Here is a 12,117-nt window from a genome sequence, read left to right as displayed (position 1 = left end):
GTCGGAATCCAGTGTGCGACGAACGAGTTCTATCGACCCCTTGCCGTCATTCGGATCGCCGTGGCGGCAACGCCCGTTTATAAAGTCCAACGGCCCTTCCCTAAAGCACGACGAAAAAGCCGGACATAATTTCCGCTAACCGGTGCGCAGGCGCCGCCGACGCGATCTCGCCCAACCCTGCGCGGAAACTGATGCCCTGCCCGATTCCTGCCAGCGCCGTGCCGGGCAAAAGCGCGCCGGGCGAGTCCGTCCTCGCCCCCTGCGAAGAGTCGTAACGCCCCTGGCAAGCGCCTCTTACCAGGCGCCATGCTCCCTGGTTGTCTTCCCGCGCTGCCGGGCGCTATCGAAAGGAGACCGTGCCAACGTCGATGGCAACCAGCAGCGGCTCGTCAATTTTCTGGCCATCAGCGTCATGCGCGAACACGCGCCGGGTCGTCGGCACCATCAGGCCATCAAAGTCCCGGTAGTTAGACGCGTAGTTTGCGCCCGTAGCGCCACCCATGACGTCCACGGTGTAGTCGTGACGCCGCAGCAGACCATCCGGAGCGAAGTACGAAACCTGCTCGCGCGAATGCGTCTCGATGAAACCTGGGAACGTTACTTTCAGACGCCGCCATTGCTCACCGTTTTCACGCCATGGCGACAACTCCTCGGTGACCACGCCTGGGTAGGTGTAGAGAAACGGCGTGCTGAAATAGGTCCACAGCGCGTAGCTGCAAAAGTAAGCTGCATGAAGATTGTCCCATGGCGTCTGTTGACTATGTCCAGCGAAGGATGAACGCGGATCGTCGCGACTCTCCAGTACGCGCCCGTCCGTCGATTCGACGGCGATGCGGCCCGGGGTAAAAAGGGAGCGTCGGTCGGGTGCTGTAAACGGCCGCAGTTCGACTCGCTGGGCTTGCGTATCCATTACCGCGACAACGTGCCTGAAAATATCGGGCTTCTGCTTGAGATGCCAGATGCCGCCGGTAATCGACATTTCGGCTTCGAGTGTTCTGATCGCGTTCCAGCGAGCAAGGCCTCCGTGAGCCTCGATAGCCAGCTTCAAAAGATCATTCGTCATATCGTTTCCTCAACCTCGGGTCTGCGCCGGTGGGCTGTCGTCTGTTCGATGCAGCGTCCTGAACTACGGCGATGCGCGCCGAGATGGCGCCGCGACTTCTGTCTGCCGGCTGTGGCCAGGCGACGAGAATCGCCCGGCAACAATGCAATCCCGTCCCGAGCGCCTTGTCCTGCCTGGAGCTTGCCTCTATCACGTATCTCGCAGGCAGCAATTCACCTGCCGATCACTTCCGCCATCTGTGCATTCAAGCCATTGACGAACCCGTGTTCATCGGGTCCCGGGTTCTCGCGAAATTGCCTTGCACCTTCAACCAGAACCTCATCCACATCCGTTCCGAGGACAGCCATCGTTTCGTCGATGAACGCTTCAAGCGGCATCGCCTGTTCAGCTTCGCGGCTGTTCATGAGGTCCGTGCGCACCCAGGGCGGTGCGATCTCAAGTACGCGAACGGGCGTGTCCCTCAGCATGAAGCGTTGCGACAGGATGTACGAATGAAGCGCCGCCTTGGTTGAGGAGTACACCGCCGTCATGGCCAGCGGCACGAACGCCAGCACCGAACTGGTATAGGCGACGACAGGGTCATTCCTGGTCTTGAGGTGGTCGATCAGCGCCGACGTCATGCGGATCGGCCCCATGAGGTTGGTCGTGATCGTTGACACCAGCAGCGCGTCGTCGATGTGACCGCCCGCCTGGTCCGGCTGCATGACACCGGCGTTATTGATCAGCACGTTGAGATCGGGATAGTCCGCAATCACTTGAGCCGCTACCCGCTCGATGCTGGCGGAATCGCTGATGTCTAGCTCGACCCCGACAATGCCCGGGTTCGCCGCCACCACTTCATTCAGATGACTGCGGCGGCGACCGCCGATGATGACCTTGTTTCCGCGCGCGTGGAGCGCCTCGGCCAGCCCGCGACCAATGCCCGAGCCACCGCCCGTAATGAAGATTGTGTTTCCGGTGAGTTTCATGATCGTTTCCTTGTTAATGCTTCAGTGCCTGGGGCTCAGGCAGCGAACCGGTCGCCGAACATCGGCAGGCCGCTCGCGGATTCCGCGCTGGTTGCTTCGTCCTGCAGGACGTCCCAATGCTCGGCCAGCTTGCCGTCTTCGAAGCGAACGACGTCGGCTGCAATCCACGCGGCGGGTCTGCCCGTTCCCGAGAACCGGCCATGGGCGATGACGTAGTCGCCCTCCGCTACGATCAGCTGGTTCTCGTAGCGCAAGGTATCGGGCAGCGTGCGGATCAGATCGAACAGGCCTTCGCGCCCCGGCGCGATATGGGCGCTGTGCTGAAGGTAGCTATCGGACCAGAAGTGCTCTGCTGCAACGTAATCGCGTTTGTTGAACAGAGTATCGAACGCTTCCAGCACGAGCGCCTTGTTCTGTTCAGGGGTTGTCTTTGCCATATAGAGGCCTCTTTCATGACTCAGGGGACGACGCAGTCAGGCGTCGTAAAGCTGTTGTGCCTCCTGCTGCCTGAACATTCAGGTAAAGAAGGCTATACTTAAAACAATGGTGAATGACATTGTTATTTTGATGGATTCTGGACGCGCGTTACGGCAATGTCAATGGTGATCGACATTGTATTTTTCGATGGATCTTATTGGGTCGGGATTGGCCGAGGAGAAAAAGATGGGTATTTCGAGGCAGCGGGCGATTGAAAACCGGCACGCGATCGTGGCAGCCGCCGAGAAGCTCTTTCGTGAGCGTGGCGTCGATGCGGTCGGGCTCGCCGAGTTGATGAAGGCGGCGGGATTTACACAGGGCGGCTTCTACAACCACTTCAAATCAAAGGACGCGTTGGTCGCCGCGGTGGTGGACAAGGCCATGGAAGATGGTGGGGATACATTTGCTTCAATAATCGAAGACGCGAGGTCGGCCGACGCCGACCCGGTCAAGCAACGGATTCAGTGGTACCTGTCCCCCGAACATCGCGCAGATATCGATGCGGGGTGTCCCTTGTCGGGTTTTGTGGGCGACGCCCGCCGACTTGGCGAGGTGGCGCGCGATGCATACGCAGAAGCTCTCGCGGTGAACCTCGAACAATTCACGAGAGTCATCGAAGAGACGAATGGAAATAAAGAAGACAGTCGCAGCAAGGCGATCACGCTGTTCAGCCAGATGGTTGGCACGCTGCTGCTCTCGCGCGCTGTGGCCGATATTGCCCCGGCGCTGTCGGATGAAATTCTTGATGAGGGGCGCCAGCACCTCCTCTCTGCCGTAGATACACAACACGGAACCCGATCACGTCGTCGGTCGCGCCAAGGCTAGCGCAATATCTATTGGGCTTTGGAGAGCGGCCATTGGATCGCTGACCGAGGTCGGCTCCTGTTGGCCGCGTGGCGCCGGACACATCAGGCGCATCTCGACCCTTCTCGGTCATCTGACTCTTTCAATGGTCAATGACCGCTTCTGATGTCTTGCCGTCATTCAACATCGGCTTGGCGTCGGCAAATGAGTTTGCTGTTGCAGCCGCAAAAAAAACTCTCCAGTAAATTGCCGCCGTCAGATCAAGCGTTCGGGCGTGCGCTATTCGTGTATGGCCTCGACAAACAGCGCGGCCGTCCGTCAGCCCGGACCGGGCTTCATCGGCCTTTAGCTTTGTCCGACTCCACCAGTTCAAGATGCTTCCCGAAATGCTCGCTCATGTATTGTTCAAAACGACGTTCTTCCGACAAGCGCAATTGCGTGATCTGTAGCTTGACGCCTTCGGCAATACCAGCCCTTTTTGCGTCTAGCCGCAGCCGTGGATGAACGACGCTGACGTAGTCCCCGCCGACTTTCTTGAAGCTCATGAGATGCCGATCAAATAAACGATCCGCGTGTGCCACAAGCAACAGGCCGTTCATCGGATCCATCCGTTCGCTGTTTGACGAGTCGCGCCACGGTTTGATGTGAGAGGCGACGAGCATCTCGTCGATCGCGATGCCCGTGAGCGCGCAAGCTTCTCCCCGCCCCCATCGGGCCGTGACATCCGCGCGGAACCGACCCTGTCCCACCCGCGCTTTGGTCAATTGGTCTCGTTCCGTGATGTCTGGAACTTCGCTTTCCAACTCCGCCAGATCCTCGACCAAAGCCGCGGCAGCAACTTCTGATGGGCTTTTCGCGCGCCCATTTTTGGTCTCCTCCGAGTCAAGTTGGTATTTTTCGTCGCCGATCCAAATAAACGTTTGAACGTCGATCATGTCGCGCGGCCGTAGGCCGTGATTGACCAAAGTGGCTTTAAGAGCCGCGAGAAATTCGAGCAGGCGCCGATAGTCTTCGCCCGTCATGGCCTGCGCGGGCAGCTTGTCGCGGGCGAGCGCCTCGACCGCGCGCCGGAACTCTTCGGTTTTGACGATGCAATAACGCCAATGGTCCGACAGCATCAGCAAGAAAGTCGGGAGAATCCGGGATTTCGCCGGCCAGGCTTCCAGATTGTCGCCACCTCGAGCGAGCAGATCCTGGAGCAACGGGACAAAAGCGTCGACCCGCGTCTCAATAGGGTCCCTCCCATACAAAAGCGCACTCACCGCCGCGGCGAGCTTGCTTTGACCGTCCCCGTCGAGACGCGTGAGCGCGGTCCAGTAACGCCAATTGACCAATATCTGTGACTGGCCGTCGCTCAACCGCCGCTTAAAAAATTCGCCCAGCTTTAAGCCAAGCCGCCGTTGCTCGGCCGGTTCGTCCGGGAACTGCGACAAGGAGCCCGCTAGCTCTTCTTGGAAAAGTCGAACAAGCTCCATCTTATAGTCCCGCTCCGTGGCGTCGACGCCCTGGTCTCCGCTGCCGAACGCCCGGAACGTGGGAAAATTAACGCGGATGCGTTGCAAATACACTGACACCGCATCGGACGAGATCTCGACGGCCATCGGCGAGCTTCCTTTTTTAGGTTGTGGTGGCAAGGGCATCCTAGCCTAGAGTTTTGGTGATTTCCCGATTCGCGCGTATTCGCCAGCGCACCAACTACGCGCTCGAGCGATAGGTTGGGCGCCGCCGACGCCCCGGCTTGAGCGTTGCCTCAACGATCTGCCGTTTGAACTCGATCGAAAATTCGGCCGCTTGCTTCGTTTGAATTGCGCAGAGTTGTCCACCATTCATTTGGTGGGCGCCAAAGTAGCCAAACTCACCGACTAAATCTCTACGATGATGGGGACGCGCTTACGTTCGGCCAAGCCCCGGCAAGCAGTGAGAGATGGATTATTGTGGCAGTCGAAGGGCCGCCTCGTCACACGGAGTGGCCGTTCGAGTGACCATGCGCGCGCAGCAGTGAGCGGCTGAGATTGGCCGCCTACTGCCCGATGCGGTCAGCCGTAGCCGACCCTCTCCGACCCGTCGAGCTTCCAGGGTGCAACGGCCGTTACTCGATTCGAGCAGGTGCGCAGGTGTCCGGCCGAAGCCGCCGTTCGCACACCCGCATATCTCGCTTAACCGCGAACCGCCACTCTGAAGAAGATCGAACGCCGTGTGCGTTGACCCGTTCCGCTCGGTCGAGCCTCTATGCATGGCGAAGGCAGGACCATCCACTTACAGGCCGTCGACCACAATATTTATGTATCTTTGTCAGGTCTGGTCGCCATAAATCTCGATCCGGTTCCGCCCCCGCTCCTTCGCGCGATACAGTGCCCTGTCGCCGCGAGACAGCGACTGGTCGACGCCGACGTCGCACGTACGCATGATGTCGATGCCGATGCTGACGGTCAGCGCGATGAACTCATCGCCATGCAGCATGGGGGTTCGCGAGGTACGCTGCTGGACACATGCTGCGCGCGTGATGGCCGCGTCGGCACCCGTATTGGGTAGCACCATCGCGAATTCCTCACCGCCGATGCGGCCTACGATGTCGCCGGCCCGCACTTCGGCCCGTAGCAGTGCCGCGAAGTGACTGAGCGCTTTGTCGCCAACTGCGTGTCCCCAGCGGTCGTTGAGCGCCTTGAAGTGGTCCAGGTCGAACATCAGTACGGCGGCTACGCTACTGCCAGCGCGCCGGATGCGCGCCAGCTCCGCTTCGCTCTGGACCATGAAGTGGCGGCGATTGGGCAGTTGCGTCAGGAAATCGATGGTTGCCAGTTCCTGTAACTCCGCCTCGATGTGCTTGCGATCGGTCACATCCGTGATGAAGCCGTGCCACAGCGTGCTGCCGTCGTCCAGCCGTCGAGGCTGTGCATCACCTTGCCGCCAGCGCAAGCCTTGCTCCGGCAGTCGCACCCGGTATTCCAGGTGCCACGGCAACAGGCTCGCAGCCGATTCTTCAAGCGATTCCCGGTACGCGACCCGATCGCGTGCATCGATCAGCGCGTCGATCGTCTGCGCGCTCGTCGCGGCCTGCTGCGGCGTCAGCTCGTAAATGTTGCGGATTCCTTCGCTCGCATAGGGGAAGAAGGCAAGTCCATCGGACATCAGCCTGTACTGGAAGACCATGCCCGGAACCTCGTTGGTCAGATTCGTGACCATCTCGATGGACTGCTGTAGCTGCGCGGCTGTCTCCCGCAACGCAGTAATGTCGGTCGACGTACCGACCATGCGCAGTGCGTGACCATCGCTGTCGCGCCCGACTACCTTGCCGCGGCTGCAGATCCACTTGTAGCTGCCGTCCTTGCAGCGAATCCGGTGCTCGACCACGTAGCTGTCGGTTTTGTTCTCGAAGTGGCTTTGCATCGTCGCCTGCACGTATGCGAGGTCGTCTGGATGCACGCGAAGATAGGCGTCTTCGATCCGGTTGCTGACCTCGTGCTCCGCGTAGCCGAGCATCGATTTCCAGGCAGGCGAGTAGTCGATTTTGCCCGTGACGACATCGCGGTCCCAGGTGCCGGTTTCGCTGCCGGCAAGCGCCAGCGTCATGAGCTCCCCGCTGGCCTCCAGTTTTCCGACGCGGTGACGCAGCGTGGCGAGTGCCTGCTCGCGTTCGAGTCCGTGGGCGATCAGCCCGGCCAGTTCGCGCAGGAAATTCTGCTGTGCGTCATCGAGGTTGCGAGGCAATTTATCCAGCAGGTACAGCGCGCCCAGGTGGCGCCCGTCGGCACTCGTCAGCCCGCAGGTAGCGTAAAAACGCGGCCAGCGCGCGGCGCCGCCACTTCGTCCGCCGCCAAAACGCTCGTCATCCGATGTATCTGGCACGACGACCACCTTGGCTGTCTTCGTGGTTGCATGCAACGGCGGACCTGACAGGTTCGGCGGCAGCACATCAGGCGGCAATCCGTCGAGCGCCTGAAGTCGCTGCCCATGAGCGTGGGATACGGTAACCAGTGCGGTTGCGACGCCGAAATGAGCCCGCGCGAGGCGCGTCAATGCCTGACACTGCGCGTCAGCTGCCGGTATTGCCAGATTGCTGGCTGCGGGCGACGCAGACACAATGCCGTCTTCAACGGAAAATGTACTAGCCGGCATGGGAACGCATTCCGTACGAGGTCGCGGAGCGAGGCAGAGAATTGTATAACGGCGCCGAACGCCATGAATTTAGGAGGATTGATTCAATTCCCTCGCCAGGGATGCATTCCGCGATGGATGCGACGACCTGCGGGGAATGATACGGGCGGGGGCGGCGCGACGGGACAGTCCTGCGAATGGGAGGCCGATTCTTGCCGCAGTTCGCTTCATGCGCTGATCTGACCTACCCGCCTTTGTGGCCCCCAACGAATTTTCACGTCCCGGGTCACCCGACGCTCCCGGTGACCGGCACGCACACCACGCCTTCCATTAACCGTCGCGCCGAACGACTGACGACTGCTTTTGTCACGATCCACACACCGTTTTCCTCGTGGGCTTCGGCACCGACCGTCAGCGTGCCCGACGGATGCCCGAAGCGCACAAGGCCGTCCGGACCGGGCGGCGCAATCAGGCTTACGATCGTGTCGGGAATCGCTGCCGCGACGGCGAGCGCAACCGCGCCCGTGCCGGTCATTGCGTGATGCAACTGACCCATCGAGAAGATGCGTGTGACGAGATCGATTTCATCGGGGCGAATCGCCTTGCCATCCGACGCGACGTAGGATGCCGCGCGTGCAACAAACGCCAGCTTGGGCGTGGCGGGGCGCAGGCGGGTTGCTTCGTCCGCGCTCGCGGACAAACCCATCGCCACCGCACCGTGCGCGCGGATGGCTTCCGCGCGGTCCAGCAGCGAGCGGTCCGGATTTATGTCGGCCTGCAATTCGATGCCGCTGAGCCCGAGGCTTGACGCATCGATAAAGACAGTGGGATTACCCGCATTGATCAACGTCGCCCTGATCGCACCAACGCCAGGTACGTCGAGCGTCTGGATGCGCACGCCGGTTGGAAACAGACCACTGGCGCTGGCTTCGTTTTTACCTTCATCGCCTGCCGGGTCGATAAATTCGAGTTTGATTTCCGCGCCGGAAAACGCGATGCCGTCGAGTTCGAAATCGCCTGCCTCGAGCGGTTCTCCATCGTGCATGGGCACATGCGCGATGATGTGCTTGCCGAGATTGGCTTGCCAGATGCGTACGGTTGCCATGCCGTTGGCCGGCGCGTCGACCAGCCCCTCGTTGATCGCGAACGGCCCGACCGCGGCCGAGAGATTGCCGCAGTTTCCAGACCAGTCGATAACCGCGGTGTCGATCGACACCGCGCCGAACCAGTAATCGACATCGCTATCGGCGCGGGCCGAGCGCGACACAATAACGACCTTGCTGGTGCTCGACGTGCCGCCGCCCATGCCATCGATCTGCTTGCCATAGCGATCGGGGCTGCCCGTGATGCGCAGCAGCAGCTGGTCCCGCGCGAGCGGATCCTGCGGCAGAACGTCCGCACGAAAGAACACGCCTTTGCTGGTGCCGCCGCGCATGTAGACGGCGGGAATTTTCAAACGTTGCATGACCCGGCTCCCGAATGTCGAACACACAGCGTAACGGCGATCGGAGCGAAAGAAAACCCGGCCGTTCGGCCAGGGTGACGCGTCTTCGCCGGGACGGCACACTGGCAGCAATCGATGGAAACAACGGCATCCGCGATTGCCGCGGTCACCCCTAACGCGCGATGTCCCGCAGGAACCCGGACACTTTCGCAAGCCCGGCTTCCAGCACTTCGCGGTTGTTCGTATAGCCGATGCGCACATAGCCTTCCATGTCCATCGCGCTACCGGGTGTAAACATCACACCGGTTTTTTCAAGCAGCGCGACGCAGAAATCGCGCGACGTCATGTCGAGATCGAACCGCACGAGCGCCGTCGTGCCCGACTTCGGTTTGACATACGAGAGCAGGGGCTCTTTCGCGATCCACGCGTCGAGAATGGCCAGGTTCGTGCGCAGGATGTCGTGACTGCGGCGGATGATCGCGTCGCGGCTTTCGAGGGCAATGCTCGCGAACAGATCGTTCAGCATGCCGACACTGATGGTGTTGTAGTCGCGATGAATCTGCACGCGGTGGATCAGTTCGACCGGCGCGACGATCCAGCCCACGCGCAGGCCGGCGAGCGACCACGTCTTCGACATGCTGCCGGTGCCGATCCCTTTCTCGTACAGGTCGGCGATCGACGCGGTAAAACCGTCGCCTTCCTGATCGGTGCCGCGATAGACCTCGTCGCACAGCACCCAGGCGCCGCACGAACGCGCGATTTCCACGAAGCGTTCGAGGAAGGCGCGGTCCATCAACGAACCCGTCGGATTGTTCGGATTGTTGATCGCGATAATGCGCGTATTGTTTTTGACGAGGCGCTTCAGTTCGTCGAGGTCGGGCAGGAACCCGTTCTCTTCGCGAAGCGCGAGGATGTCGACGTTCGCGCCATAGCTCGCGGGAATCGAATAGTGCTGCTGATACGTCGGCAGCACGGAAATCACATGGTCGCCAGGTTCGACGAGCGTCTCGTACACCAGCGCATTCGCACTGATCGCGCCGTGCGTGATCAGCACGTTCGGCACCTTCTGCTGTTCGTATAGCGACGCCACGTTTGAGCGCAGGCGCCCGGTGCCGTCGATGGCGCCGTACGTCAGCTTGAGCGGCAGCATCTCGTCAAGAATGTTGTCCTGCCGGCCGGACATGCGCAGCAGTTCCTCGACCGTCAACGACTCGACGCACGTTTCCGCGAGATTCAACTCGCAGTGGTTTTCGTAGAGATCCATCCAGCGTTCGACACCGAATTCCCTGATTTCCATGACTTCCGTCCTCGAATTGAAAATACGCACTCGCAACAGGTCGCAAATGGCGATCGCGCCGGTAAGCGACCGCCTGGCATCGAGTATAGACGAAAAGTCTATCGTGGACTTTACAGAATCAACTCCGGAACCGTATCCCGGTCATCGAACAGGCAAAGTCGTTGCGGGCCGCCTGCGGCGAACCCGCAAGCCGCTACGCGAGATCGAGTGCCGCGGTCATATCGCCAGGTGGCGTCCTGTCGTTCTGCGCAAACGCGCGGTCACGCGCAATCACACCGTCCAGTGGCGCGAGCCCGTGTACGCGGGTAATCAGTCGCAGGATCGAGTTGGTGTCGTACAGGCTGTGATCGACGTAACCTTTTTTCGCCAGTGGCGACACGACGAGCGCCGGAATGCGCGAGCCCGGACCCCAGCGATCGCCTTTCGGCGGCGAGACCGGGTCCCACCAGCCGCCGTTCTCGTCGTGGGTGACGATCACGACCGTATTCGGCCACAGCGGGCTGCGCTGCAGATGTTCGATGACCTGTGTGATGTGACGGTCGCCCGATTCGATATCGGCGTAACCCGCGTGCATGTTCAGGTTGCCCTGCGGCTTGTAGAACGTGACAGCGGGCAGACGCCCCGCGTCGATGTCGGCGATCAGATGGTTTGTCGACGCATCGTTGCCGAGGCCAGCGTCGCGCAGATGACGCCTGCGGGCATCCGTGCCGGGCGCGAAATTCACGAAGTAGTTGAACGGCTGATGGTGATACTGGAAGTCCGGCACCGCGCCCGTGTCCTGATGGTCGAGCGCGTACTGCCACGCGCCGCTGTACCACGCCCAGTCCACGCCCTTGTCCGACAGCCGGTCGCCGATCGTCGCGTACGTCTGCGGCCGCAGCACCTTCGGGTTGGATGGATCAGCCAGATTCGGGTCGCCGCCTTCGGCCGGACGCACGTTGCTCGGCATGTAGGGCGGCGCCATCGTGTTGACGGCGTAACCGTCCGCGGTGAAGAGGCCGTCGTTTTCATACTTCGGCGGCCCTTCGAGTGCCGACGCGGGGGACTTCGCACTGAGTTTCAGTCGCGTGCCGGTCGGGTCGTCGCCTTCGATTATCGAGACAAGCTTCTTCGCGGGGCTGTTGTGGATATCCGGATAGAACGGCGCCTGCGCCGAAATCAGGAAGATGTGGTTAAGCCACGAACCGCCGAAAGCGGCCATGAAGAAGTTGTCGCACAGCGTGTATTGCTGCGCGAGATTCCACAGACGCAGCGAGTCCGCCGAATTCCGGTAATGGCCCATCACGAGCCCGCCGGAATCCGCCCACGCGACAAACTGGTTGTTGCGGCCCGCGTTGATCTGCATCTGGTTCTGATAGAAGCGATGCACGAGATCGCGCGTGATGACGCCGTTCGGCAGTGGTACACCCTCAGCGTCGGCGAGACGGAACGGCCCGTTCGGCAGACCGACGATGTCGCGCTCCGCGATCATGTAGCGCTTGCCATCCACTTCCTGCGCCTGCGGCACGAGACCGCCCCAGATTTTTGGCAGTTGCGCGAGCGGCGTCTTGCCGTCGCGGTCGAGCTGCACGGCGTGATCGGCCGGTACCGCGTCGAGCGGATGCAGGATGCCCGGGAAATTGCCGTACAGATTCGCGAAGCTGCGGTTTTCCGCATAGATCACGACGATGTGACGAACCTGGTCATTGAGCGCGGCATCGAGCCGGAGGTCGGCCGTGCTACGCGGGCCGCCGGCACTCGCCGATAGCTGTTCGGTCTTGCAGCCTGTCAGTGCGAGGCCAATACCGACCGCCGTGAGACCGGTCAGGACGCGGCGGCGTTCGGGGTCGTCAGGCTGGTCGGTGTGCTGGGGAAGGTCAGGCGGGAGCGTCGGATCGTCGGGTTGCATCGGCACATCTCCTCAAAGAGCGCGTGTTTCAGCGAAGAAGGACGCCGGTCCAGGCGTGCGCCGGCGTCCCAATACCACGTG

General features: G+C 61.1%; 9 protein-coding genes. 1 reads left to right on the top strand and 8 read right to left on the bottom strand.

The window, feature by feature from the left end:
• Positions 1 to 340: 340 nt before the first annotated feature.
• From LPA37_RS14285 to LPA37_RS14275, 3 genes are all read right to left on the bottom strand, one after another.
• The gene (locus tag LPA37_RS14285) at positions 341 to 1,063 is read right to left on the bottom strand and encodes a hypothetical protein (protein ID WP_229012935.1); all 723 of its coding nucleotides are present in this window, start codon (positions 1,061 to 1,063) and stop codon (positions 341 to 343) included.
• A gap of 212 nt (positions 1,064 to 1,275) precedes the next feature.
• A complete protein-coding gene (locus tag LPA37_RS14280; protein WP_229012934.1) occupies positions 1,276 to 2,031 on the bottom strand; it encodes an SDR family oxidoreductase in 756 nt (251 codons plus the stop codon).
• 35 nt (positions 2,032 to 2,066) lie between these two features.
• Positions 2,067 to 2,468, bottom strand: coding sequence for a nuclear transport factor 2 family protein (locus LPA37_RS14275; protein WP_229012933.1), 402 nt, complete (start codon positions 2,466 to 2,468; stop codon positions 2,067 to 2,069).
• 226 nt (positions 2,469 to 2,694) lie between these two features.
• Between LPA37_RS14275 and LPA37_RS14270 the strand changes: the two genes are divergently transcribed.
• Complete coding sequence (locus tag LPA37_RS14270; RefSeq protein ID WP_229012967.1) at positions 2,695 to 3,333, top strand: TetR/AcrR family transcriptional regulator; 639 nt, start codon at positions 2,695 to 2,697, stop codon at positions 3,331 to 3,333.
• A gap of 314 nt (positions 3,334 to 3,647) precedes the next feature.
• Here LPA37_RS14270 and LPA37_RS14265 read toward each other — a convergent pair whose 3' ends face one another.
• The 5 genes from LPA37_RS14265 to LPA37_RS14245 form a co-directional block, all read right to left on the bottom strand.
• Positions 3,648 to 4,913 (bottom strand): HNH endonuclease, encoded by a 1,266-nt coding sequence (locus tag LPA37_RS14265; RefSeq protein WP_229012932.1) that lies wholly within the window; start codon positions 4,911 to 4,913, stop codon positions 3,648 to 3,650.
• Between the two features lie 691 nt (positions 4,914 to 5,604).
• Positions 5,605 to 7,428 carry a sensor domain-containing diguanylate cyclase gene (locus tag LPA37_RS14260; protein ID WP_229012931.1) on the bottom strand — a complete coding sequence of 608 codons (1,824 nt, stop codon included), beginning with the start codon at positions 7,426 to 7,428 and terminating at the stop codon, positions 5,605 to 5,607.
• A gap of 265 nt (positions 7,429 to 7,693) precedes the next feature.
• Positions 7,694 to 8,872: a 2-methylaconitate cis-trans isomerase PrpF gene (gene prpF, locus LPA37_RS14255; protein WP_229012930.1), complete on the bottom strand. Its 1,179-nt coding sequence runs from the start codon at positions 8,870 to 8,872 to the stop codon at positions 7,694 to 7,696.
• A gap of 151 nt (positions 8,873 to 9,023) precedes the next feature.
• A complete protein-coding gene (locus LPA37_RS14250; protein ID WP_229012929.1) occupies positions 9,024 to 10,148 on the bottom strand; it encodes an aminotransferase in 1,125 nt (374 codons plus the stop codon).
• Between the two features lie 193 nt (positions 10,149 to 10,341).
• Entirely contained in the window at positions 10,342 to 12,036 is a 1,695-nt protein-coding gene (locus LPA37_RS14245; protein WP_228980751.1) for an acid phosphatase, read from the bottom strand.
• Between the last annotated feature and the right edge of the window lie 81 nt (positions 12,037 to 12,117).

Source organism: Paraburkholderia gardini, assembly GCF_907164545.1.
Lineage (GTDB): Bacteria > Pseudomonadota > Gammaproteobacteria > Burkholderiales > Burkholderiaceae > Paraburkholderia > Paraburkholderia gardini.
Note: the sequence above shows the minus strand (reverse complement) of the source record. Positions and strands in the feature narration are given on the sequence as shown.